This window comes from Streptomyces sp. NPDC090088 (assembly GCF_044747345.1).
Lineage (GTDB): Bacteria > Actinomycetota > Actinomycetes > Streptomycetales > Streptomycetaceae > Streptomyces.
Window position 1 is genome coordinate 30310 of the sequence record NZ_JBIVDZ010000005.1, and the last position, 23348, is coordinate 53657.

The window sequence follows — 23348 nt, forward strand, 5'->3', positions numbered from 1 at the left end:
CCCGCCACGAGAGGAGTCCCTCATGTCGACACCACAGCTGTCGGTTCAGCTCTACTCCGTACGCCAGGCTCTGCAGGACGACGAGGCCGCGGCCCTGGGCCGCCTGGCCGCCCTCGGGCTGAGCAACGTCGAGGTCTTCGGCTTCGTCGACCGCGCCGACGAACTCGCCGACGCCCTCGCCGCCCACGGCCTGTCCGCACGGACCGGACACGCCGGCTTCCTGTCGCCCGACGGGGCGTCGCCGGACTCCCTCGACGACACCTTCCGGGCCGCCCGCCGCCTGGGCCTGGAGATCCTCTTCGACCCGTTCGTCCCCGCCTCCCGGTGGGCCGACGAGAAGGAGATCACCCGCACCGCCACCCTCCTGAACGAGGCCGCCGAGCGCGCCGCCGACCACGGGCTCCGGGTCGGCTACCACAACCACTCGCAGGAGTTCGTGCACACCGTCGCCGGGGTCGACGCCTTCGAGTACTTCGCCGACCTGCTGAACCCGGAAGTCGCCCTGGAGATCGACCTGTTCTGGGCCTCCGCGGGCGGCAACGACGTCGTCTCCCTGCTGCACCGCCTCGGTTCACGGGTGCGCGCCCTGCATGTGAAGGACGGTCCCGTCATCGACGACCCGTTCACCTCGGGCGCCCCCTTCGACCCGGCCGACACCGGGCAGGTCCCGGCGGGCCACGGCCGGATTCCGCTGGACGCCTCGCTGGACGCGGCCCCGCACGCCGAGTACGCCATCCTCGAGTTCGACCACTACGACGGTGACATCTTCGAGGGCATCGCGACCGGCGTCGCCTACCTCCATGGGAAGGGCATCGCCTGATGGCGGCACGGAACCCGGTCGGCGTGGGCCTCATCGGCGCCGGCAACATCAGCGACCAGTACCTCACCCACCTCACCGCCTTCCCCGACCTGCGCGTGGCCGTCGTGGGCGACCTCGACACCGAGCGTGCCGAGACCCAGGCCCGCAAGTACGGTGTCGAGGAGTGGGGTACCGCCGCGGACGTCCTCGCCCACCCGGACGTCGACATCGTCGTCAACCTGACCGTCCCCGCCGTCCACGCGGAGGTCAGCTCGGCGATCGTCGCGGCGGGCAAGCACGTCTGGTCCGAGAAGCCCATCGCCGTCGACCGCGCCGACGCCCGCGCCCTGCTCGACCGGGCGGCCGAGGCGGGCCTGCGGGTCGGCGTCGCCCCCGACACGATCCTCGGCCCCGGCCTGCAGACGGCCCGCCGGGCCATCACGCGCGGCGACATCGGCACCCCGCTGTCCGCGCAGACCGTGATGCAGTACGCCGGCCCCGACCTCTGGCACCCGAACCCCGAGTTCCTGTTCGCCGAGGGCGCCGGTCCCCTCTTCGACATGGGGCCCTACTACCTCACCGCGCTGGTCTGCCTGTTCGGGCCGGTCGACCGGGTCGCCGCGCTCGGCTCGACCGCCCGCAAGGTGCGGACCGTACGGAGCGGTGAACGCGCCGGCACCGAGTTCACCGTGGCGGTGCCCACCCATGTGTCCGCGCTCACCCGGTTCGAGGGCGGCGGGGTCGGCCAGAGCGTGTTCAGCTTCGACTCCCCGCTCACCCGCACCGGGTTCGTCGAGGTCACCGGCACCGAGGGCACCCTGGTCCTGCCCGACCCCAACACCTTCGCCGGCGACGTCCGGATCACGCGGGTGCAGCAGCGGGACCGGGACCCGGAGTGGGAGACCGTCCCGCCCGTCGGCATCGAGGCCGGCCGCGGGCTCGGCGTCCTCGACATGGCCCGGGCGATCCGCGGCGGACACCCCCACATCGCCACGGGCGATCTCGGCTACCACGTCCTGGACACCATGATCTCCATCGACGAGGCTGTCGTCTCCGGCGAGACCGTGCCCGTCGCCAGCACCGCACCCGTGCCCCCGCTGGTCCCCGAGGGCCGCGACCCCTACGGAGCCACCCTGTGAACGTCCCGGTGGAGGCACCACTGCGCGCCGGATTCATCGGCGGCGGCTTCATGGCGGCCGTGCACACCCGCGCGAGCCGGGCCGCGCGCGGTCGGCCGATCGCCCTCGCGAGTTCGACGCCCGAACGCGGCGAGGAGGCCGCCCGGAGCCTCGGCGTCGAACGCGCCGAGCCGGACGCCCACAGCCTCGCCGCGGCCGGCGACCTCGACGTCGTACACGTGTGCAGCCCCAACCGCCTGCACACCGAGCACGCGTCGGCGGCGCTGGCGGCCGGCGCCCACGTCATCTGCGAGAAACCCCTCGCGACCACGGCGGCGGACGCCGAACGCCTGGTCCGGGCCGCGCGGGAGGCCGGGCGGGTGGCGGCGGTCCCCTTCGTCTACCGCTACCACCCGATGGCCCGGCAGGCCCGCTCCCTGGTGGCCGACGGACAGCTCGGCACGGTCCTCACCCTGGACGCCGCCTACCTCCAGGACTGGCTCCTGGACCCCGGCGACACCAACTGGCGCGCCGACCCGGCGGCCGGCGGTGCCTCCCGCGCGTTCGCCGACATCGGCTCCCACCTCTGCGATCTCGTCGAGTTCGTCTCCGGCCAGCGCATCCACCGCCTCGCCGCCCGCACCCGGACCGTCTTCGGCCGGCGCGCGGACACCGAGGTGACCAACGAGGACACCGCCGCCCTCCTCGTGGAACTCGGCAACGGAGCGCTCGGCACCCTGCTCGTCAGCCAGCTCGCCCCCGGCCGCAAGAACAGCCTCACCTTCGAACTCCACGGCACCCGGCAGAGCGTGCGCTTCGAACAGGAACGCCCCGAGGAACTCTGGATCGGCGGACGCGAAGGGTCGCGGCTGCTCCTGCGCGACCCCGCCACCGCCGCCCCCGACTCCGCCCGGATGTCCGTCCTGCCGCCCGGCCACGCCCTGGGCTACCAGGACGCCTTCACCGCGTTCGTCACCGACGTCTACAGCGCCGTCCGGGGCGGACACCCCGAAGGGATGCCGACCTTCGCCGACGGACTGCGCGCCGCACGGCTCACCGAGGCCGTCCTGGCCTCCGCCGCGCGGGACGGCGCCTGGATCGAGACCCCACCCGAGAAGGAGGACCCCGCATGACCGCAGCCACCCACCCCGTCACCCTGTTCACCGGACAGTGGGCCGACCTGCCCTTCGAGGAGGTCGCCCGCCTCGCCGCGCAGTGGGGCTACGACGGCCTGGAGATCGCCGCCTCGGGAGACCACCTCGACCTTCAGCGCGCCGACGAGGACGACGCCTACGCGGCATCCCGCCTGGAGATCCTCGACCGGCACGGCCTCAAGGTCTACGCCATCTCCAACCACCTCGCCGGGCAGGCCGTCTGCGACGCCCCCATCGACTTCCGGCACCAGGCGATCCTGCGCCCGTACGTCTGGGGCGACGGCGACCCGGAGGGCGTCCGGCAGCGCGCCGCCGAGGACATGAAGCGCGCCGCACGGGTGGCCCGCAAACTCGGCGTCGACACCGTGGTCGGCTTCACGGGCTCCTCCATCTGGCCCTACGTCGCCATGTTCCCGCCGGTACCGGCGTCCGTCATCGAGGCGGGCTACGAGGACTTCGCCACCCGCTGGAACCCGATACTCGACGTGTTCGACGCCGAGGGGGTGCGCTTCGCCCACGAGGTCCACCCCGGCGAGATCGCCTACGACTACTGGACCGGCGTCCGCACCCTGGAGGCCATCGGCCACCGGGAGGCCTTCGGCTTCAACTGGGACCCCAGCCACATGATGTGGCAGAACATCGACCCGGTCGGGTTCATCACGGACTTCAAGAACCGCATCTACCACGTCGACTGCAAGGACACCCGGCTGCGCCCCCGCAACGGCCGGGCCGGCGTGCTCGGTTCGCACCAGCCGTGGGGCGATCCGCGCCGCGGCTGGGACTTCGTCTCCACCGGCCACGGCGACGTCCCCTGGGAGGACGCCTTCCGCGCCCTGGAGTCCATCGGCTACGCCGGTCCCATCTCCATCGAGTGGGAGGACGCCGGCATGGACCGCCTGCACGGCGCGGCCGAGGCGATCACCTTCGTACGCTCGCTGCTGTGGCCCCTCCCGAAGGCGTCCTTCGACGCCGCGTTCAGCAACCAGTAGCCGGGTGACCCGGCAGGAGCGCCCCGCCCGTAGCGCGTGGGGCGGGGCGCTCCGGGTCAGTCCTTCCGGACGTCCGGCAGGACCTGGACCGTGTCCCCGACGGCACGCTCGCCGGTCGCGTCCGACGTGGTGTTGACGAGGGTGCCGTCGACCGCCATCGCGGTGGAGCCGCCGCCGTCGAGGTTCAGCGCCTGCACGGCGCCCAGGGAACGCATGAACGCGGCGGCCTCGGCGAGCGTGAAGCCCTCGCTGACGCCGGGCTGCCGGCCGTCGACCGTGACCAGCAGCAGCCGTCCGCGGCGGTCGACACCGGCCAGGGTGCGCGGCTGGCGCACGTTGGACCAGGCGAAGCCGAAGGACAGGTCGAGCGGGTCGAGCGTGCCCTCGCCGGCCGCGTCGATGTGCACCCGGCCGCCCTCGACCAGGGTGGGCGCCGCGCTGACGACACTGTCGTCGGGACCGAGCCGCACCTGCCGCCCCGAGGCGTCCCGGACGACCTCGCGGACCGTCAGCCGGTGCCCCGGCTCTGCGTGCTCGGTCAGCCATCCGGCGGCCGTCCCGGTGCCCTGGAGCACCGAGCCCCCGGCGGGCACCGAACCGCCCCGGTCGCCGAGCGAGACGACGACACCGTGCCGGTCCAGGACCACCTGGACCCCGGCCCCCGTCGGCAGCGCGGCCCCGAACGCGTCGGTGAACTTGACGAGATCGTCCGCGAGGGTGCAGGTGACGTCCTGTCGGGGGAGCGCCGTGGGCACGGCGCCGGGACGGCCGCAGTTGCGCACCTTGCCCGGGACCCGGTTGATGCCCTCCACCGCGTGCGCGGCGGAACCGGCGCGCACGGTGACCGTGCTCGACAGGTCCGCGACCCGCACCCGCCGGCCACCGTCCGCAAGGATCAGCGCGGCGCGCGAGTCGGCCGCCATGGACTGCAACTCCCCGTGCACCACGGACAGTCCGGCCGAGGTGCCCTGGACGCCGTCCGCGTCGGAGGTGATGAAGAAACCGCCGTTGACGCCCACCAGGGAGCCCAGCCGGGCGGCCACCGCCGAGGTCTTCTCACGGTCGGCGGCGTCACCGCCGTCGCTCACCTCGACCGTGCCCGCGAGCCGGGCCGGATCGACCACGGCGACATGGACGCGCTCCGCGTCGGCGGACTGCCGTCCGTCGTAGCCCGTCCACTCCACGGCCGTACGGAAACCCGCCGCCGACACCGCCGAGTTGAGCGTGCCCGCCTCGGCCTGCGTGGCGTACCGCCCGACCCTGACCTGCCACCCCATGGTGCCGTGCGGGGTGTCGGCGTACCGGTCCCACGTCACCTCTTCCAGGCGCGGGGCGAACCCGGCGGCGCGCAGCCGTCCGGCGGTGGCGTCGGCCCAGTCGCGGTCCCCGAGCGGGGCCCAGGTGGCGGCGCCGGTGGAGCGGTTGACGGCCTGGGCCTGGACGGTGACCGTCCACACGCCGGCCGCCCGCGGATCGTCGAGCACCCCGGTGCGGACCTGGACACCGGGCGCCACGTCCTGCGTGGTCCAGGAGTAGGTGCCGGCCGCCGGTGCGGTGACCTCCGTACTCGCGGCGGCCGGCGGGACGAACGCGATCAGGGCCAGAGCGGTCCCCAGCGCGAACCCCTGTCCGGCTCCGCGTCGTCCACCGCGCGCTGCGCGCCCCTGCGTCCCGGCTGTGACAGACATACCTCTCCTGACCTACGACTCCCGCGATGCCACCCGGCACACCCGCACCGCGCCCGCACATCCCAGTGCGGTGCGAAGGCGTCCACATGAAGAGCGGGCACCCGCCGGAGGAAAACCTCGCCGACATCCGCGCCCGCCGCCTGGAAGAGGGGATGGAGGCTCAGAAGTGGGCGGGACGAGGGCCCGTGTTCCGCCAGACGGTGCCGCGGCACTCATGGGCGAACAGCTCTTCGACGGCGTGTGCGACCTGTGGGCCGACCTCGCGTTCCAGCAGGTACAGGCCCAGGTCGAGGCCGGAGGTCACACCGGCGCCGGTGACGAGGTCGCCGTCGTCGACCACCCGGGCGCGTACGGCGTGCGCTCCGGTGGCGTCGAGCAGGTCCAGGCCCATGTGGTGCGTGGTGGCATGGCGCCCCTCCAGCAGACCGGCCATCGCCAGCACGACCGAGCCGCCGCAGACGGCGGTGAGGGTTACGTCGGGGTTGGCCGCGGCGGCCTTGAGCAGCGCGGGCAGTTCGGTGCTCAAGGTGCGGCCCAGCAGTTCGGGGATGGTGGCGTCCGGCCCCGACTCCGTCGTCCCGGCCTCGTGGTCGGGCACCTCGACGGGATCGCCGGTACGGCCCGCCGCGCCCGGGACCAGGACCAGTCCGGCGCGGTCCGGGTCCAGCCGCGCGGTGGCCCGCAGCGCGAGCCCGCCGACACCGCCGACCACGTCACGGGGCCCCTCGGCCGAGACGAGTTCGACGGTCACCGCACCTTCGGTGGCGGCTCCGCCGGCGGACAGCACTTCGTAGGGAGCGATCACGTCGAGCGGATCGAAGCCCTCGAACAGGACGATCTGGGCGTGCATGACGGTTCCTTCGGCCGGCGGCGCACCCGGCCGCTGCCGGGCACGCACCGAACGTAACCAGCGGCCGTGCCACCTCCCAGTGGCATGAGTGACACCCTTCGACGGAAAAGCGCCAGGCCCCCGCTCAGCTCAGACCGAACTTCTGTGCGTCGGCGCCGTTGCAGTCCCAGATCTGCAGGCGGGTGCCGTTGGCGGTGGCGCCGTTGGGGGAGTCGAGGCAGCGTCCTGACTGGGGGTTGAGGAGGGAGCCGTCGGCCTGCTGGACCCATTTCTGGCCGCCGACGCCGTCGCAGTCCCACAGCTCGACCTTGGTGCCGTTCGCCGTGCCGTTGCCCACGATGTCCAGGCAACGTCCCAGCGTGGACAGCGTGTTGTCGGACCGGTGGTACCAGTGCTGGTCGATCGCGTACGTCTGGCAGCCCCACAGTTGTACGGCGGCGCCGTTGGTGCCGGTGTCGTCGGCGGCGACGTCCACGCAGGTGCCGCCCGGTCCCTTGACCGGCCCGCCCCCGTTCACCGAGAACTTCTGCGCGGTGGCGCCGTTGCAGTCCCAGATCTGCAGGCGGGTGCCGTTGGCGGTGGCGCCGCTGGGGGAGTCTAGGCAGCGTCCTGACTGGGGGTTGAGGAGGGAGCCGTCGGCCTGCTGGACCCATTTCTGGCCGCCGACGCCGTCGCAGTCCCACAGCTCCAGCTTGGCTCCGCCCGCCGTGCCGTTGTTCTCGATGTCGAGGCACCGGCCGAGGGTGGACAGCGAACCGTCCGGGTTGTGGGTCCAGTGCTGGTCCTCGGCGTACGTCTGGCAGTCCCACAGCTGTACGGCGGCGCCGTTGGTGCCGGTGTCGTCGGCGGCGACGTCCACGCACGTGCCGCCCGGCCCGGTGATCGTGCCCTGCGGACCGTTGGGCACGTCGGTCTCGCCGCCGTAGCCGACGGAGACGATGTTCGCCTGGACGGCGTTCTCCGCGGCGTCGGTGGGATAGCCGGAGACCATGACGCCCTCGAAGAAGGTGCCCCGGTTCCAGTTGCTGTTGTCGCCGCCGATGCCCAGGATGATGCCGCCCTCCTGCTGCATGGGCTGATAGCCGCCCCGGGTGGGCAGCGCCCCGTCCCACCAGGTACTCAGCCCGCCCGACTGGGAGTCGCCGCCCTTGAGCGCGTACCTGGTCTGCCCGTTGTTCTTCAGGACGGCGGTGACGAAGGTGCTGCTGTTGCCCAGGTTGGCCGTGTTGGAGCCGTTGTCGCCCTGGAACATGCCGTTCTCCAGGTCGGCCTCCACCCAGGGGCCGTTGCCGGTGCAGGGGGCGAAGTAGCAGGTGGTGGCGATCGAGACGGCGTCCATGTGCCCGTTGCCGGTGTCGGCCGGGGTGCGCTCGGCGTTGCCGTAGTCGAAGCAGCAGGCGGATCCGACATGGGTGCCGCTGGCCACCATGTAGGCGCCCTCAGGCCGGCCGTTGACGGCGACGCCGGAGGCGACCCCGGTGTAGCGGTATCCGACGCCCGGTGAGATCCACAGCCCGTACACCTTGTGCCCGCCCGCGCTGACGGCGATCTCGGAGGCGTCGGCACCCCGGTCGTCGCCCATGCCGGCGGTGCCGGCCGGGCCGGGGGTGAGGTCGTTGTGGCGGCCGCTCTGGTCGTAGATCCGCGTCACCCGGCAGCCGCCGCTGGTCGCGCAGAACGCGTCCTGGGCCGCCGCGTTCGCGTACCCGCCCTGCGCCAGTGTCCCGATGTCGGCGGTCGCGCCGTCCGAGACGCGGGTCACCTGGTAGAGCGGGCCGTCGTAGGAGGCGAGCAGGGCCCGGGTGACGCTGTGCGCGGCCACGCACGGGGTGCCGGCGGCAGCGTAGATGTCGCACGGCAGCGAGCCCGCGGCCTGCGAGGCGGCCGGGAACCCGAGCAGCAGACCGAGCGCGAGACCCAGAGCGGCCAGGACGGCGGCCACCCGTGGCCTCCGCCTCCATAATCTTGGCGCGGTCATGACATTCCAGGCGGGCGGGGATCCACGCACGGCACGTCCCTTCGAAGCTGGAGTGGGGGGGGCCGCACCGACGGCGCGGCGACACAGCTCTTCGACCGGCTCGGCCCGGAACCTACGCATCCTGTTCGACCAGGTCAATATGTGTTTCCTTTTTGGTTCAGACCAGGCTTGAAAGTGTGCGTAGGTGTCCGGGCGTGGGGGATTCCTGCGGATCCGTCAGCCGACGCGGTGCAGGCGGGACGGCGATCCGGCCGTCTGGCTGCCCTCGTCCCCGAGCGTCAGGGTGTCGGCCCCGCCCTTGGTGAGGGTGTAGAGGTTGCCCGGCCTGCACACGACACCGGCCGAGGGATCCGTGGGGGTGCTGGTGACCGCCTGGAACACCATCGTCGTCGCGTGCGTCTCCCGCAGCCGCAGGGTCTCGGTGCAGCCGATGTCGTCGCCGCTGCCCGCCTCGGTCACCTGGCTGACCTGACGGCCCACCAGACCGCCCCGCTTCGCCGCGTGCAGCTTGAGCGTCACCGACACGCCCGTCGTCCGGGCGGTGAACACCCCGTCGCCCGCGGTGGAGCCGGGTCCGGAGCCCCGCCAGGTCCCCACCCAGGAGGCCGGCAGCGCGTCGGCGGCGGTCGAGCCGGACGAGGACGATGAGGACGGGGTCGGGGCCTTTCCGTGCGTGCCCTGTCCGTCCCCGGCCCACCCCGACCAGGTCGCTGCGGCGACGACCGCGACCACGGCCAGCACGCCCGCGCCCGCGAGAGCCGTCCGGATCCGTACCGACCCGCTCCCGGCAGCGGCAGGGGCGGCAGGAGGGGCGGTCTCCGGGGGACCGTACGCCGTCGGCGGCGGCCCGAATCCCGGCGGCGCGGGCGGAACCGGCGGTGCCGTGACGGCGGTCGGCGCCGCCGGCAGCGCCCGCAGCTCGGCCTCCCGTGCGGCGAGGTCCTCGGCCAGACCCGGCGGCGGAACCGCGGCCCACTCCCCGGCACCCGGTCCGAGCCGCTCCATCAACTCCTCTGCCGTGGGGCGGGATCGCGGTGCCTTGTGGAGACAGTCGGTCAGTATCGGCACCAGCGACGGCGGTACGTCGTCGAGCCGGGGTTCCTCGTGGACGATCCGGTAGAGCAGCTGCGCCGCCGACGGCTCCTCCCCGCGGCGCAGGAAGGGCCCCTGCCCGGTGGCCGCGTACACCAGCACCGCCGCGAGCGCGAAGACGTCGCCGGGCTCCGCCGAGGCCCCGCCCGTGATCTGCTCGGGAGCCATGTACCCGGGCGAGCCGATGACACCGCCCGTGCGGGTGTGGCGGGTGTCGTCGGCGGCCCGGGCGATGCCGAAGTCGATGAGCAGCGGATGTCGGCGTGCGAGCAGCACGTTGGACGGTTTCACGTCCCGGTGCGCGAGCCCCGCCCGGTGCACGGCCCGGAGCCCCTCGGCGAGCTCCGCGCCCAGGGCCCGGACGGTCGCCTCGGGCAGCGGACCGTGCCGCTGCACCCGGTCGGCCAGGGTGGGTGCCGCGACGTACTCCGTGGCCAGCCACTGCGGCCGCTGCCCCGGCGCGCTGTAGTCGACCACCGAGACCGTCCACGGCGAACGCACCTGGTCGCTGCTGGCGATCTCGCGTGCGAACCGCTCCTCGAAGCCCGGATCCAGACCGAACTCGCTCCGTACCGTCTTCAGCGCCAGCGGGCGGCCGGAGGACGTCCGGGAGAGGAAGACCTGCCCCATGCCGCCCTCCCCGAGCCGCGCCAGCAGCGGGTAGCCGCCGACGGCGGGCGGATCCGAGGGATCCAGACTTCTCATCAACGTCTCCGGGCGGTGAGCGCGTCGCAACCGGGCGGGCCGCCACCGGCGTGCGGAGCCCCCCTTGGCATCCGCGTGGACATGACCTGCGGTGAGGTATTCATATCAGTTGGCGTGGTTCGGCTGTGCCCGGGCTGTGGCAGCACACGGCCCGGCCCCGCCGTCCAAGGAACGCGACGGCGGGGCCGGGCGGCGCCTTGGGCGGCCCGCTAGCCCGTCTTGGCGCGTACGCCGTCGGCGATGCGCTTGCCGGTCGTCTCGTCGATGTTCGACCAGTACGCGAAGGCGCGCTCCAGGACGGGTTCGGTGACACCGTCGAGGAGATGCCCGACGACGTTGTCGACCAGCCGGTCGCGGGCGGCGTCGTCCAGCACCTCCCGCACCAGGGTGCCGGGCTGCCCCCAGTCGTCGTCCTCGGGATGCGAGACATAGGCGGCACGGGTGATCTCGCCGTCCGCCGCCCAGCTGGGCGGCGGGCCGAAGCTCGCGGGGTCGGCGGCGGGACCGCCCTTGGAGTTGGGGGCGTACACCGGATCGCTGGTCTTCCGGTAGGCCATCGCGCCGTCCTTCGAGTAGCTGTGGACGTCGACGACGGGCGCGTTCACCGGGAGCTGCTGGTAGTTGGCGCCGATCCGGTGCCGGTGGGCGTCCGCGTAGGAGAACAGCCGGGCCAGCAGCATCCGGTCGGGGCTGGGCCCGATCCCGGGCACGAAGTTGTTGGGCTGGAACGCCGCCTGTTCGATCTCCGCGTGGTTGTCGGTCGGATTGCGGTCCAGGGTCATCCGGCCGACCGGGACGAGCGGATAGTCGCCGTGCGGCCACACCTTGGTGAGGTCGAACGGGTTGAAGCGGTAGCCGGCCGCCTCCGCGTACGGCATGAGCTGCACGTACAGGGTCCAGCTCGGGAACTGGCCGTCACGGATGTGCTCGAACAGGTCACGCACGTGGTAGTCCGTGTCGACGGCGGCCATCTGGTCGGCCTCGTGCTGGGTGAGGAACTCGATGCCCTGGTCGGTCTTGAAGTGGTACTTCACCCAGAACCGCTCGCCCTTGGCGTTGATCCACATGTAGGTGTGGGAGGTGTAGCCGTTCATGTGGCGCCAGGTCCGGGGGATACCGCGGTCGCCCATCAGCCAGGTGACCTGGTGCGCGGACTCCGGGGAGAGCGTCCAGAAGTCCCACTGCATGTCGTGGTCGCGCAGATTGCTGTCCGCGCGGCGCTTCTGGGACCGGATGAAGTGCTGGAACTTCATCGGGTCCTTCACGAAGAACACCGGCGTGTTGTTGCCGACCATGTCGTAGTTGCCCTGGCCGGTGTAGAACTTCACCGCGAAGCCGCGCGGGTCGCGCCAGGTGTCGGGGCTGCCGCGCTCACCGGCGACCGTCGAGAAGCGGATGACGAGGTCGGTGCGGGTGCCGGGCTGGAAGAGGCCCGCCATGGTGTACGCGCTGACGTCCTCGGTCACCTCGAAGTGGCCGAACGCGCCGCTGCCCTTGGCGTGCGGCTGGCGCTCGGGGATGCGTTCCCGGTTGAACTGGGCCATCTGCTCGATCAGATAGGCGTCCTGGAGCAGGATCGGCCCCCCGGGCCCCACGGTCAGCGAGTGCTCGTCGCTCTCGACGGGGGCACCGGAGTCGGTGGTGGTGAGGGGTGGTTTCTGCGTCATGGCTCTGCCTTTCTCCGCATGGAGCAGTGGAGGAAACGGCCCTTGCGGTGTCCGGGGACCGGCGAGTGCGCCCGTGGGCTCGCCTCGGGACGGCGCCGTACCGGTGCGCTCGCGTCCGTCGTCCACGGAGCCCGCGGGCTCCGGCTGAACGGGTGACCCTGCGGCCGCGGGGCAAACACCGCGCGCCCGGGGACCCGGGCCGGCGCGGCCCGGCCGGGCTCTCTCCGGCATCCAGCGTGGTCCCAGCGCGCCGGGGCCGCCACTCGGGGCACGGCTCGGCGCCGGGCCCCCGCCTCGCCCCGGCGGTCCGGAACGGGACGCCGAACGGCTCAGGCATCGTGTCCCGGGCCGCGGACGGTCGTTCCTGAGGGCATGAAGAGGATCATCACCGCCGCCGCGCTCGCCCTGACGGGCGTGGCTCTCGCCGCCCCTGCCCACGCCGCGGACGGACCGGCCCCCGGTCACACCCGTGACCTCGCCACCAAGGTCGCGGGGGCGCTGCCCAAGGCCGCGGTGGCGGGTCTGAACGCGGCCGCCACGTCCATGGCCGGCGGCCTGGAGGACCCGCCCGCGGCGAAGAAGTAGCGTCCGGCCGTCCGCTCAGGCCCGGGGAAGGTCCGTCCAGGCGGCCTTCCCCGGGCCTGAGCGCGCTCCGGCCGGTGACTACCGGGGCGAACGGTGGGGCGGCGGGCCGGTGAGCAGGTGGTGCTCGTGGGACTCGTAGCGGCTGCGTTCGCGGGCGCCGGCCCGGCGGCCGGACAGCACGGTGGTGAGCCAGCCGGCGAGGAAGCCCGCGGGCACCGAGACGAGCGCGGGCGTGTTGTAGGGGAACCAGGCGAAGTCGGCGTCCGGGAAGGCCGACAGCGGTGTCCCGGAGACCAGGGTGGTGCCGGGGGTCAGGGCGAGCACGCTGAGGGTGCCCACGACGAGGGTGGCGAGGAGTGCCCTGCGCGTGTAGCGGCGCCAGAAGAGCGTGTAGAGAAGCGCGGGGGCGATGGCGGAGGCGCCGAGCGTGAAGGAGACCGTGGCCAGCGGCTGCAGGCTGTGGTGCTGGGCGAGTACGGCGAGGAGGACGGTGGGGACGCCCACGGCCAGGGCGCTGAACCGGGCCAGGGCGAGTTCCCGGGCCGGTGCCGGGGGAGTGGCGCGGGACGCCGTCAGGTCGTGGGCGAGGGTGTTGGCGCAGGCGAGGGTCATGCTGGCGACGGAGGCCAGCAGGGTGAGGAAGACGGCGGTGGTGACGGTGGCGAAGAGCAGGCTCTCCGGCCGGGACAGGTCGGTGCCGAACGCGGCGCGGGCGCCGAGCAGGTAGGCGGTGGTGCCGTGCGCGTCGGCGGCGGTGACGCGGTCGTGGCCGACGAGCGCGGTGGCGCCGACGCAGATCACCGTGAGCATCAGGATGAACAGGGTCACCGAGGAGACCGCCCAGGACATGGCCCGGCGCACCTGTCGCGGTGTGCCCGCCGTGTACATCCGCATGGTGACGTGCGGCAGGCAGGCACCGCCGAGCACGATGGCGCACTGGGTGCTGGCCATGTCCAGCGCGGGATGCGGACTGCCGGAGTACTGCAGGCCCCAGGTCAGATAGGCGGGCCCCGCCCCGCTGTGCCGGGCCGCCGCGTGGAAGAGGGCCTGGGGCTGCCAGTCGAAGAGGCGCAGGATCAGCACGCTCACCACCAGCCCGGAGCCGAGCAGCGCCACCGTCTTGATGATCTGGACCAGCGCCGTGCCGGGCATCCCGCCCAGCGCCGCGTAACTGATCATGAGGACGCCCGCCCCGGCCACGCACCCGTTCTTCATGCCGGCGTCGGTGAACCCGAGGACGTACGCCAGGAGTTCACCGACCCCGGCGAGCTGTACGACCATCATCGGGACGAGCGCGGCGAGGGTGACCAGGCAGGCCGTGACGCGTACGGACCGCGCCGGGTGTCGGCGGGCGAGCGCGTCGCCCATCGTGTAGCGGCCGGTGTTGTGGAGGGGTTCGGCCAGCAGGAACATCAGCAACAGCAGGGACAGCAGGGCACTGAGCGCCAGCACGATGCCGTCGTAGCCGCACAGCGCGATGATCCCCCCGATGGTGAGGACGGTGGCCGCCGAGATGTAGTCACCGGCGACGGCGAGCCCGTTGCGCAACGGCGACAGGGACCGGTAGCCGGTGTAGAACTCGGGGAGGTCGTCCGCCTCCGGGCCGGTGAGCACGCACAGCAGCAGGGTGAGGGCGACGACCGAGCAGAACGCGACGAGGGACCAGGACTGGGCGGAACCGCCGAACCCGGTCATGGCGCCTGCTCCCGGTCCGCGACGGCCACCCGCGTCAGACGGCGGGCGCGGCGGGCCAGGGGGTCCACGAAGCGGTGCGCGGCGGCCTCGTAGAGCAGGACCGCCAGCCAGGTGACGGGGATCTGCACGAGGGCCAGCACCAGGCCGGTGGGCAGGCCGCCGGGGCCGGGGCGGGCCATCAGGGAAGGCGCCTTGACGGTCAGGGTGAGGAAGGCGGCGAAGTAGCCGAGCGCGGTGACGGTCGCCACCCGCCGCTGCCAGCGGTACGCGCGCCGCAGCAGGCGCAGGGTGCGGTGGGCGCCGGAGCGGGGGATCGCCGACTGGGTACCGGACGGCTCCGGTTCGGTCGACCAGGTGGGGGACGGGCGGTCGTACGGGGGTCGTCCCGTGGGTAACTCGGGGGGATCGTAGGACATTTCGGCGACTCCTCGTAGGGGACCGGGCCCGGGTGCGGCGGACCGCGTGCGGGGAGGGCGGTTCGGGTGACCGCACGCCGTGCGGTCGGAAGAGCGTGCGAAGCCGGTTGCGCCGGTCGTCCGGGACGCCGTCTGGTGCGTCGCGATCGTGTGAGCAGGGCGCCATGGTCTCCGGCGTGGGCGTGGTCCGCCAGAGGGGCGGCCGGAGTCGGCGGGAGCGGTCCGTCGGGTGCGGAGCTGACCGTGGGATCTCTGCCCAGGAGGTGCTGAAGCATTCGGGGAGTGCGAGGTGGCGTGAATGCTTCGGAAAGTGCGCCGTCGCACACCTCGTGAGCCTCAGGGCACGCACCGGTGCGTGCCGGACCCTCCGCCGAGGATCCCCGGGCGCGCAGGACGGCGTCCGGTTCCCGCCGGTGTTCCGGCCCCGCCCGCACCACGCTGGACGCCATGACCACCGCCTTTCCTCCCCTCCCCATCCCGCCCGCGGCACTGAAGGAGCTCCGGGTCCGTGACGACGCCGGCCGTCCGCCGCGCCCGTACCCGGACGACGAGGGCGGCGCGCCCCTGCGCTGCTGTCTGCGGTCCAGCACGGTGGGAGAGCGCATCGCCCTGGTCTCCTACGCCCCGCTGCGCCGCTGGGCCGCACAGGCCGGCGCCGATCCCGGGGCCTACGACGAACAGGGGCCGGTCTTCGTGCACGCCGAGGAGTGCGGTGGCCCGGCGAGCGACAACTCCGGTTACCCATGGGCCCGTCCCGGCGCGCTGCGCGTGCTGCGCCGCTACGACGACCGGGGACACATCACCGGCGGCCGCATGCTGCTCCTTCCCGACGACGCCCAAGCGGCTTTCGAACACGCCCTGACCGAGGCCTTCCACGACCCCCGCACGGCCCAGGTGCACGTGCGCGCCGTCGAGTTCGGCTGCTTCCACTTCCGCGTCGACCGCCCCTGACGGAGAAAACGGCGGCCACCTGTGCACGGCGGAACCCGGGGATGATTGTCTTGGCCCTGGCCCATCCACCCCGATCCGGCCCGGCCGGCAGGAGGACCCGCAGTCATGAGCAGCGCCTACACCTACGAGTACAAGGTCGTCACCTTCCGGGAGTCGCTGATCGGCGACGCACTGGACAGCGACAAACTGGAGAAGGTCCTCAACAAGCACGCCGAGGACGGCTGGGCCCTCAAGGCCATCACGTCCGCCGACGTCAAGGGCCGCATAGGTCCCGGAGCCGTCGAGGGTCTGCTGCTCACCTTCGAGCGCCCGCGCGGCTGACCAGAGCCCCTCGAACGCCCCCCGACCCGCAAGGGTTCGGGGGGCGTTCGTCGTTTCTCCGGGACCTGGAGCGGCGGCTGCCGACGCGGGAGTACGCAAGGAGTTCAGTTCTGCCGGTAGACGAGGCCATATTGCTCTGCAATATTTCGATGAAACGACGCAAGAATCTGCGCACCGCATCTTTCTGCACCACTCCGCCAGGAACGAGCCGCCCTCGCCGCCTTCCGGCGCGCGAGCCTGAGCAGGAAGTGACCCCGCATGACTCGACACAAGCCGAGATCCTGGAGACGGCGCGCCGCCACCGCCGCGCTCGCCTCCGCCGTCATGGTGCTGGGCCTGCCCGCCGTCGGCGCCCACGCGGCGACCGACGCGGACGGCGTCAAAGGCGCCCACCCGGCAGCCAACGCCACCGACGGTGACACCGACACCTACTGGCAGGCCGGAAAGAAGTCGGCCCAGTGGGTGCAGACCGACCTCGGGCGGACCAGGCGGGTCCGCGCGGTCGTGCTGCGCCTGCCCGAGCACTGGCAGACCCGCAAGCAGACACTGGCACTTCAGGGCAGCGAGGACGGAAAGAGCTTCGCCACCCTCAAGTCGTCGGCGCGGTACGTCTTCGGCCCGGGCAACGACAACACGGTGAAGGTCGCCTTCCCCGCGACCCTCGCCCGGTACGTACGCGCCGACTTCACCGCCAACTCGGTGGCCGGCACCGCCCAGCTCGCCGAGCTGCAGGTCCTCACGACCGCCGCCGCGACCCCCAACCTCGCCCTCGGCAGGACCTTCAGCGAGAGCGGCCACGCCGACGTCTACGGCGCGGCCAACGCCGGCGACGGCAACCGCGACACCTACTGGGAGAGCACCAACAACGCCTTCCCACAGTGGCTCAAGGTCGACCTCGGCGCGTCGGTCCAGGTGAACCAGGTGACGCTGCGGCTGCCCAGCGGCTGGCCGAGCCGCAGCCAGACCTTCAAGGTCCAGGGCTCGACCGACAACCAGAACTTCACCGACCTCACGGCCTCGAAGGCGTACACCTTCGACAGCTCCGACGACCAGTCGACGACCATCTCCTTCGACACGACCACCACGCGGTACGTGCGCGTGTACTTCACCGCCAACAGCGGCTGGCCCGCGGGCCAGGCGTCCGAGCTGGAGGTCCACGGCCCGGCGACCGGCGACACCCGGGCCCCCACCGCGCCGGCCGGCCTGAGCTACACCGAGCCGGCCACCGGGCAGATCAAGCTGACCTGGAACGCGGCCACCGACGACAAGGGCGTGACCGGCTACGACGTCTACGCCAACGGGCAGCTGCGGGCGAGCGTCGCCGGGAACGTCCTGACCTACACCGACACCCAGCCGGCCGGCAGCGACATCACCTACTACGTGCGCGCCAAGGACGCCGCGGGCAACGTCTCCGCCAACAGCGACAGCGTCACCCGCAAGGGGGCGAGCGGAGACACCCAGGCGCCCACCGCGCCCGGCGACCTCGCCTACACGCAGTCCGGCAGCGACGTGAAGCTCACCTGGCAGGCGTCCAGCGACAACGTCCAGGTCACCGGCTACGACGTCTATGCCGACGACCAGCTCGTGAAGAGCGTGGCGGGCGACGTGACGACGTACACGGACACCCCGTCGGCGACGGCCACGGTGACCTACTACGTGAAGGCGAAGGACGCGGCCGGGAACGTCTCGGTGGCGTCCGGCAGTGTCACCCGGCCCGGCTCAGGGACCGGCTCCGACCTCGCCCGGGGCAAGCCCGTCGAGGCCTCCTCGTACACCTTCACCTATGTCGCCGCGAACGCCAACGACGGTCAGATCGGCACCTACTGGGAGAGCGGCGGCGGCGCCTACCCGGCCACCCTCACCACCGAGCTGGGTGCCAATGCCGACCTCGGCCAGGTCGTCGTCAAGCTCAACCCGGACCCGGCCTGGTCCACCCGCACCCAGAACATCCAGGTGCTCGGCCGCGACCAGGACGCGACCTCCTTCACCAGCCTCGTCGCGGCGAAGGACTACACGTTCAACCCGGCCACCGGCAACACCGTGACCATCCCGGTCTCCGGCGCCGCCGCCGACATCCGGCTCAGGTTCGCCTCCAACACCGGCGCCCCGGGCGGGCAGGTCGCCGAGTTGCAGGTGATCGGCACCCCGGCCGCCAACCCGGACCTCAAGGTCACCGGCATCACCAACGCACCCGCCGCGCCCGTCGAGTCGGACGCCGTCAGTCTCACCGCGACCGTCACCAACAGCGGCAGCAAGGCGTCCAAGGCCACCGACCTCGACTTCACGCTCGGCGGCACCAAGACGGCCACGGCCGACGTCCCCGCCCTCGCGGCCGGCGCCTCGACGACGGTCACCGCGAGCATCGGCACCCGGGACGCGGGCAGTTACCCGGTCGGCGCCGAGGTCGACCCGTCCGACAAGGTCATCGAGCAGAACGAGGGCAACAACACCTTCACCCGCTCCGACGCCCTCGTCGTCAAGCCCGTCGCCAGCTCCGACCTGGTCGCGGCGCCGGTCGCCTGGACGCCCTCCAGCGCCTCGGCCGGTGACCCCGTCGCGTTCACGGTCGCCCTCAAGAACCAGGGGACGGTGGACTCGGCCTCCGGCGCCCACGGTGTCACCCTGACCGTCAAGGACGCGGGCGGCGCCACGGTCAAGACGCTCGCCGGCTCCTACAACGGCACCATCGCGGCCGGCCGGACGACCGCACCGATCAGCCTCGGCTCCTGGACGGCCGTCAACGGCAAGTACACCGTCACGACGGTCGTCGCCGACGACACCAACGAACTGCCGGTCAAGCGCACCAACAACACCACCGCACAGAACCTGTTCGTCGGCCGCGGCGCGGACATGCCCTACGACATGTACGAGGCCGAGGACGGCACGGTCGGCGGCGGCGCCAAGGTCGTCGGACCCAACCGCACCATCGGCGACATCGCCGGCGAGGCGAGCGGCCGCAAGGCGGTCACCCTCGACGCGACCGGCCAGTACGTCGAGTGGACCACCCGCGCGGCCACCAACACCCTGGTGACCCGCTTCTCCGTCCCCGACGGCACCGACACGACCCTGAACGTCTACGTGGACGGCCAGTTCCTCAAGGCCATCGACCTCACCTCGAAGTACGCCTGGCTCTACGGCAACGAGACCGCGCCCGGCAACTCGCCCGGCTCCGGTGCCCCGCGCCACATCTACGACGAGGCGAACCTGCTGCTCGGCAGGACCGTCCCGGCCGGCTCCAGGATCCGCCTCCAGAAGGACGCGGCCAACACCTCCACCTACGCCGTCGACTTCATCAACACCGAACAGGCGACGGCGACCCCCAACCCCGACCCGGCCGCCTACACCGTCCCGGTCGGCTTCACCCAGCAGGACGTCCAGAACGCCCTCGACAAGGTCCGCATGGACACCACGGGCAAGCTCGTCGGCGTCTACCTGCCCACCGGTGACTACGAGACCGCCGGCAAGTTCCAGGTCTACGGCAAGGCGGTCAAGGTCGTCGGCGCGGGCCCGTGGTTCACCCGCTTCCACGCCCCCTCCTCGCAGGAGAACACCGACATCGGCTTCCGCGCCGAATCGACGGCCGACGGCTCGACGTTCACCGGCTTCGCCTACTTCGGCAACTACACGTCCCGGATCGACGGCCCGGGCAAGGTCTTCGACTTCTCCAACGTCTCGAACATCACCATCGACAACATCTGGGCCGAGCACATGGTGTGCCTCTACTGGGGCGCCAACACCGACGACATGACCATCTCGAACTCCCGGATCCGTGACACGTTCGCCGACGGCATCAACATGACGAACGGCTCCACGGACAACCACGTCGTCAACAACGACGCCCGCGCCACGGGCGACGACAGCTTCGCGCTCTTCTCGGCCGTCGACGCCGGCGGCGCCGACGAGAAGAACAACCTCTACGAGAACCTGACCTCCACCCTCACCTGGCGCGCGGCCGGTATCGCCGTCTACGGCGGTTACGACAACACCTTCCGCAACATCCGTGTCGCCGACACCCTCGTCTACTCCGGGATCACCATCTCCTCGCTGGACTTCGGCTACCCGATGAACGGCTTCGGCACCGATCCCACGACGATCGAGAACGTCTCCCTGGACCGGACCGGCGGACACTTCTGGGGCTCCCAGGTCTTCCCCGCCATCTGGGCCTTCTCCGCCTCCAAGGTCTTCCAGGGGATCCGGGTCGACGACGTGGACATCGACGACTCCACCTACGGAGGCGTCATGTTCCAGACCAACTACGTCGGCGGCCAGCCGCAGTTCCCGGTGAAGGACACGATCTTCACCGACATCTCCATCACCGACTCCAAGAAGAGCGGAGACACCTTCGACGCCAAGTCCGGCTTCGGCATCTGGGCCAACGAGCTGCCGGAACCCGGTCAGGGCCCCGCCGTGGGCGAGGCCACCTTCCGGAACCTGCGGATGAGCGGCAACGCCCAGGACATCCGCAACACGACCAGCACCTTCAAGATCAACATCGAGTAACCGCCGTACGACGCCGAACGGTACGGGGCCGCCCTCGCCAGGGGCGGCCCCCTCGCCGTGAGGCGCGTCCCGGCGATCGAGGATCGTCAGCCGCTGAGGACCACGGCGAAGTAGGGCCAGCCGTCCACTTCGAGATCCCGCTCCAGCTCCCGGATCCCCAGAGCGGTCGCGGCGGCGTCGAACAGGCGCCGGGCCGTTCCCGGCTCGTAGAGGTTCAGCCAACTGCGGTCGGGAAGCCGCACGACCGTGCCCGCCTCGAAGTACGAGTTCGAGACGATCCGGTCCGGCCCGGGCGCGAAGACGAGGGACAGCCGACGGCGGCCGCTCCCCTCCGACGCCTCCGGGAAGAAGGAGAGCGTCAGGCGGCAGTCGGCGTAGTCGGGCCTCACCCGCTGCCGGACGGTCCAGTTCCAGACGGCCCCGTCCACCACGAGGCGGCGGACACGTCGGTCGTTCCTCATCGGGCCACAGTAGAAGGGCGCGGGGGTGGAAGGTGAGGTTGGGGGGGATGTGGCCGCGGATGTCGAGGACGGCTCACTGGCTCCGTCCCCGGGGCGGACGCGGCTGCCGTGGCCGTGCCGGTGAAGGAGGCCCAGCATGGCGATCCAGCGGATGGACAACGTCCTCATCGTCGTCGACGACCTTGAGGCGGTCATCGCGTTCTTCGTGGAACTCGGGATGGAGCTGGAGGGCAAGGGGCCACTCGAATGGCGCGGGGCGGAGCGGGTCATCGGGCTCGACGACGTGCGGCAGGACATCGCCATGCTGCGGGTCCCCGACGGCCACGGGCGGGTGGAGCTGGCGAAGTTCCACCGGCCGAAGGCCATCACCCCCGAGCCGAACAACGCTCCGGCGAACACGCTCGGCCTCCGCCGCGTCATGTTCGCCGTCGACGACATCGACGACGTCGTCGCCCGCCTGTGCGCCCACGGAGCCGAACTCGTCGGCGAGATCGTGCGGTTCGAGAACATCTATCGGCTCTGCTACGTCCGCGGGCCGGAGGACATCGTCGTCGGACTGGCGGAGCAGCTCGGCTGAAGGCCGGCGAAGGGACCCCACACCGATTCTTGATCCACGCTTTACGCGCAGCACGGAACCGCGACCCCCGCCCGAGGGGTCACACAGGAATGTGGGGGCCTTCGGGAACCGGAGACCGGAAATCGTGAGAAGAGCGAGGCAGGGCGTGGGACGGCGCAAGGGCGGCATAGGAATCGCACTCGGTGTGGTCGCGATGTTGGTGGGGGTCACCGCCTGCGGCGGGGGCAGCAGCGACAAGGCGAGCGGGCAGGACGCGAAGGCATCGGGCAAGCCGAGCGCGAGCGCCTCGCCGTCGCCCACGAAGCCCGCGGGCCCGCCGATGCTGCTGGAGACGATCACCCCGCAGACCGGCACCACGGTCGGCGTGGCCATGCCGATCTCGGTGATCTTCACGAACCCGGTGGCGGAGAAGGCACGGGCCACCGTCGAGAAGCACATGAAGGTCAGCGCTTCGCAGTCGGTGGCCGGCGCCTGGCACTGGATGGGCGACAAGCGCGCCGACTGGCGGCCGAAGGACTACTGGCCCTCCGGCACGAAGGTCCGGATCGACGCCGACATGACGGGCGTCAGCAACGGCAACGGACGCTATGGCGTGCACAGTTACACCCACACCTTCACGGTCGGCGACGACGTCCGCGCCGACGTCTCGGTGACCGGCCACACCATGAAGGTCACCCGCAACGGCCAGGCGGTCCGTACGCTGTCGATCAACGCGGGCAGCGCCCAGTACCCGACGTGGGACGGCACGATGGCCGTCATCGACAAGCAGGAGAAGGTCCACATGACCTCCTGCAGCGTCGGCATCAGCTGCGACAAGGGCAGCCCCAACTACTACGACCTGACCCTGCCCTGGGACATCCACCTGACCCAGTCCGGCACGTACGTGCACTACTCGACCGGCGACCCCTACCCGGGCAGCGGCAGCGCACGCGGCTCGCACGGCTGTGTCCACCTGTCCCTGGCGGACGCCAAGTGGTTCTACGGCCAGGTCAAGCAGGGCGACCCCGTCACCATCACCGGCTCGCCCCGCGGCAAGGCCCCCGCCGACAACGGCTACGCCGACTTCAACCTGGACTGGAGCCAGTGGCTCGCGGGCAGTGGATCCGGAGAGCAGACCACCACGACGCTGTGATCCGCGGCTGATCTCGACGGCCGTACGGGCTCCCTCTGTTCAGGGGGTGTCCGTACGGCCGTCCTGCTGTACGGCGGGCAGTTGCGCCAGGTGGCGGCGCAGGACCGCGCGGACCGTGTCCGGGCGGAGCCGGTCCGGCTGGAGCGCGGCGTCGAGGGCGAGGCCGTCGATGACGGCTGCCAGGTGTTCCGCCGCCACCGGGTCGGTCACACCGAGGCGACGGAGCAGCCGGGCGGCGACATCTCTCAGCCCCTCGTGGAGTTCGGCGGCCGTCGGGCGCAGGGCTCGGTTGGTGCGTGCCGCGACCGCGAACTCCAGCCAGACGGCGGTCTCGTCCGCGCGTGCCGGGTCCAGGGGCAGGAACTGGCCCGCGATCTCCTCCACCAGGCGGTGCGGATCGGCGGCGGGGGGCTGCTCCAGCTTCTCCTGAACCCGGGCCGCCACCCGCCGCACCATCTCGCGGGCCGCCGCGGCGAGTAGCTCGGAGTGGCTGTCGAAGTAGTGCCGTACGGAGCCGATGGCAAGCCCGGCCTCGGCGGCCACGTGCTGGAGTGTGGCCTGCTGAATTCCGCCCCGGGCGACGACCCGGAAGACGGCCTCCACGACCTCGCGGCGGCGCTCCTCGGGATCCACGATCTTCGGCATCCGTCTTTTATAGCACCACCGTGCT

At 71.9% G+C, this 23348-nt stretch carries 19 protein-coding genes; 10 read left to right on the forward strand and 9 right to left on the reverse strand.

The annotated features are described in order from the left end of the window. Positions 1-22 precede the first annotated feature (22 nt). The 4 genes from ACIPSJ_RS24120 to ACIPSJ_RS24135 are packed head-to-tail and all read left to right on the forward strand — an operon-like array spanning position 23 to position 4060. Positions 23-820 carry a sugar phosphate isomerase/epimerase family protein gene (locus ACIPSJ_RS24120; protein WP_401348727.1) on the forward strand — a complete coding sequence of 266 codons (798 nt, stop codon included), beginning with the start codon at positions 23-25 and terminating at the stop codon, positions 818-820. Next, positions 820-1938, forward strand: a complete 1119-nt coding sequence (locus ACIPSJ_RS24125; RefSeq protein WP_401348729.1) for a Gfo/Idh/MocA family protein — start codon at positions 820-822, stop codon at positions 1936-1938. The genes ACIPSJ_RS24120 and ACIPSJ_RS24125 overlap by 1 nt, the downstream gene beginning before the upstream one ends. Continuing rightward, a complete protein-coding gene (locus tag ACIPSJ_RS24130; RefSeq protein ID WP_401348731.1) occupies positions 1935-3050 on the forward strand; it encodes a Gfo/Idh/MocA family protein in 1116 nt (371 codons plus the stop codon). Before ACIPSJ_RS24125 ends, ACIPSJ_RS24130 begins: the two co-directional genes overlap by 4 nt. Next, positions 3047-4060 (forward strand): sugar phosphate isomerase/epimerase, encoded by a 1014-nt coding sequence (locus tag ACIPSJ_RS24135; protein WP_359226615.1) that lies wholly within the window; start codon positions 3047-3049, stop codon positions 4058-4060. The genes ACIPSJ_RS24130 and ACIPSJ_RS24135 overlap by 4 nt, the downstream gene beginning before the upstream one ends. Before the next feature lie 56 nt (positions 4061-4116). Here the strand turns inward: ACIPSJ_RS24135 and ACIPSJ_RS24140 are convergent, their stop codons facing one another. From ACIPSJ_RS24140 to ACIPSJ_RS24160, 5 genes are all read right to left on the reverse strand, one after another. Next, a complete protein-coding gene (locus tag ACIPSJ_RS24140) occupies positions 4117-5748 on the reverse strand; it encodes a phosphodiester glycosidase family protein (protein WP_401348732.1) in 1632 nt (543 codons plus the stop codon). Between the two features lie 160 nt (positions 5749-5908). Beyond that, positions 5909-6598, reverse strand: a complete 690-nt coding sequence (locus ACIPSJ_RS24145; RefSeq protein ID WP_401348735.1) for a DJ-1/PfpI family protein — start codon at positions 6596-6598, stop codon at positions 5909-5911. A 124-nt stretch (positions 6599-6722) separates the two neighbouring features. Continuing rightward, positions 6723-8576 (reverse strand): arabinofuranosidase catalytic domain-containing protein, encoded by a 1854-nt coding sequence (locus ACIPSJ_RS24150; protein ID WP_401348737.1) that lies wholly within the window; start codon positions 8574-8576, stop codon positions 6723-6725. A gap of 216 nt (positions 8577-8792) precedes the next feature. Beyond that, positions 8793-10373, reverse strand: coding sequence for a serine/threonine-protein kinase (locus ACIPSJ_RS24155; protein WP_401348738.1), 1581 nt, complete (start codon positions 10371-10373; stop codon positions 8793-8795). Positions 10374-10582: 209 nt separating this feature from the next. Next, entirely contained in the window at positions 10583-12040 is a 1458-nt protein-coding gene (locus ACIPSJ_RS24160; RefSeq protein ID WP_401348739.1) for a catalase, read from the reverse strand. Positions 12041-12412: 372 nt separating this feature from the next. Here ACIPSJ_RS24160 and ACIPSJ_RS24165 point away from each other — a divergent pair, with 372 nt between their 5' ends. Further along, on the forward strand, positions 12413-12625 hold the full coding sequence (locus tag ACIPSJ_RS24165; RefSeq protein ID WP_359217950.1) for a hypothetical protein: 213 nt from the start codon (positions 12413-12415) through the stop codon (positions 12623-12625). Positions 12626-12703: 78 nt separating this feature from the next. Here the strand turns inward: ACIPSJ_RS24165 and ACIPSJ_RS24170 are convergent, their stop codons facing one another. Further along, positions 12704-14320 carry a cation acetate symporter gene (locus tag ACIPSJ_RS24170; protein WP_401348741.1) on the reverse strand — a complete coding sequence of 539 codons (1617 nt, stop codon included), beginning with the start codon at positions 14318-14320 and terminating at the stop codon, positions 12704-12706. Beyond that, positions 14317-14736: a DUF485 domain-containing protein gene (locus tag ACIPSJ_RS24175; protein ID WP_359217947.1), complete on the reverse strand. Its 420-nt coding sequence runs from the start codon at positions 14734-14736 to the stop codon at positions 14317-14319. Before ACIPSJ_RS24175 ends, ACIPSJ_RS24170 begins: the two co-directional genes overlap by 4 nt. Before the next feature lie 447 nt (positions 14737-15183). Here ACIPSJ_RS24175 and ACIPSJ_RS24180 point away from each other — a divergent pair, with 447 nt between their 5' ends. From ACIPSJ_RS24180 to ACIPSJ_RS24190, 3 genes are all read left to right on the forward strand, one after another. Continuing rightward, positions 15184-15687, forward strand: coding sequence for a DUF1203 domain-containing protein (locus ACIPSJ_RS24180; protein ID WP_401348743.1), 504 nt, complete (start codon positions 15184-15186; stop codon positions 15685-15687). Between the two features lie 105 nt (positions 15688-15792). Then, positions 15793-16008, forward strand: coding sequence for a DUF4177 domain-containing protein (locus tag ACIPSJ_RS24185; protein WP_046728804.1), 216 nt, complete (start codon positions 15793-15795; stop codon positions 16006-16008). 258 nt (positions 16009-16266) lie between these two features. After that, positions 16267-20508, forward strand: a complete 4242-nt coding sequence (locus ACIPSJ_RS24190; RefSeq protein ID WP_401348746.1) for a discoidin domain-containing protein — start codon at positions 16267-16269, stop codon at positions 20506-20508. Positions 20509-20594: 86 nt separating this feature from the next. On the opposite strand, the gene ACIPSJ_RS24195 is transcribed toward ACIPSJ_RS24190, so the two are convergent. Further along, positions 20595-20969 (reverse strand): hypothetical protein, encoded by a 375-nt coding sequence (locus tag ACIPSJ_RS24195; protein WP_401348749.1) that lies wholly within the window; start codon positions 20967-20969, stop codon positions 20595-20597. A gap of 136 nt (positions 20970-21105) precedes the next feature. Here ACIPSJ_RS24195 and ACIPSJ_RS24200 point away from each other — a divergent pair, with 136 nt between their 5' ends. Together ACIPSJ_RS24200 and ACIPSJ_RS24205 are read left to right on the forward strand one after the other, a co-directional pair. Further along, a complete protein-coding gene (locus tag ACIPSJ_RS24200) occupies positions 21106-21546 on the forward strand; it encodes a VOC family protein (protein ID WP_359217938.1) in 441 nt (146 codons plus the stop codon). Positions 21547-21739: 193 nt separating this feature from the next. Continuing rightward, positions 21740-22678: an Ig-like domain-containing protein gene (locus tag ACIPSJ_RS24205; RefSeq protein WP_401350066.1), complete on the forward strand. Its 939-nt coding sequence runs from the start codon at positions 21740-21742 to the stop codon at positions 22676-22678. 39 nt (positions 22679-22717) lie between these two features. Here ACIPSJ_RS24205 and ACIPSJ_RS24210 read toward each other — a convergent pair whose 3' ends face one another. Continuing rightward, a complete protein-coding gene (locus tag ACIPSJ_RS24210; protein WP_401348751.1) occupies positions 22718-23323 on the reverse strand; it encodes a TetR/AcrR family transcriptional regulator in 606 nt (201 codons plus the stop codon). Positions 23324-23348: the final 25 nt, after the last annotated feature.

Coding starts and splice junctions, on each gene's coding strand:
- ACIPSJ_RS24120 (WP_401348727.1), top strand. CDS start 23: ATGTCGACACCACAGCTGTCGGTTCAGCTCTACTCCGTACGCCAGGCT.
- ACIPSJ_RS24125 (WP_401348729.1), top strand. CDS start 820: ATGGCGGCACGGAACCCGGTCGGCGTGGGCCTCATCGGCGCCGGCAAC.
- ACIPSJ_RS24135 (WP_359226615.1), top strand. CDS start 3,047: ATGACCGCAGCCACCCACCCCGTCACCCTGTTCACCGGACAGTGGGCC.
- ACIPSJ_RS24140 (WP_401348732.1), bottom strand. CDS start 5,748: ATGTCTGTCACAGCCGGGACGCAGGGGCGCGCAGCGCGCGGTGGACGA.
- ACIPSJ_RS24145 (WP_401348735.1), bottom strand. CDS start 6,598: ATGCACGCCCAGATCGTCCTGTTCGAGGGCTTCGATCCGCTCGACGTG.
- ACIPSJ_RS24150 (WP_401348737.1), bottom strand. CDS start 8,576: ATGACCGCGCCAAGATTATGGAGGCGGAGGCCACGGGTGGCCGCCGTC.
- ACIPSJ_RS24155 (WP_401348738.1), bottom strand. CDS start 10,373: ATGAGAAGTCTGGATCCCTCGGATCCGCCCGCCGTCGGCGGCTACCCG.
- ACIPSJ_RS24160 (WP_401348739.1), bottom strand. CDS start 12,040: ATGACGCAGAAACCACCCCTCACCACCACCGACTCCGGTGCCCCCGTC.
- ACIPSJ_RS24165 (WP_359217950.1), top strand. CDS start 12,413: ATGAAGAGGATCATCACCGCCGCCGCGCTCGCCCTGACGGGCGTGGCT.
- ACIPSJ_RS24170 (WP_401348741.1), bottom strand. CDS start 14,320: ATGACCGGGTTCGGCGGTTCCGCCCAGTCCTGGTCCCTCGTCGCGTTC.
- ACIPSJ_RS24175 (WP_359217947.1), bottom strand. CDS start 14,736: ATGTCCTACGATCCCCCCGAGTTACCCACGGGACGACCCCCGTACGAC.
- ACIPSJ_RS24180 (WP_401348743.1), top strand. CDS start 15,184: ATGACCACCGCCTTTCCTCCCCTCCCCATCCCGCCCGCGGCACTGAAG.
- ACIPSJ_RS24185 (WP_046728804.1), top strand. CDS start 15,793: ATGAGCAGCGCCTACACCTACGAGTACAAGGTCGTCACCTTCCGGGAG.
- ACIPSJ_RS24190 (WP_401348746.1), top strand. CDS start 16,267: ATGACTCGACACAAGCCGAGATCCTGGAGACGGCGCGCCGCCACCGCC.
- ACIPSJ_RS24195 (WP_401348749.1), bottom strand. CDS start 20,969: ATGAGGAACGACCGACGTGTCCGCCGCCTCGTGGTGGACGGGGCCGTC.
- ACIPSJ_RS24200 (WP_359217938.1), top strand. CDS start 21,106: ATGGCGATCCAGCGGATGGACAACGTCCTCATCGTCGTCGACGACCTT.
- ACIPSJ_RS24205 (WP_401350066.1), top strand. CDS start 21,740: ATGTTGGTGGGGGTCACCGCCTGCGGCGGGGGCAGCAGCGACAAGGCG.
- ACIPSJ_RS24210 (WP_401348751.1), bottom strand. CDS start 23,323: ATGCCGAAGATCGTGGATCCCGAGGAGCGCCGCCGCGAGGTCGTGGAG.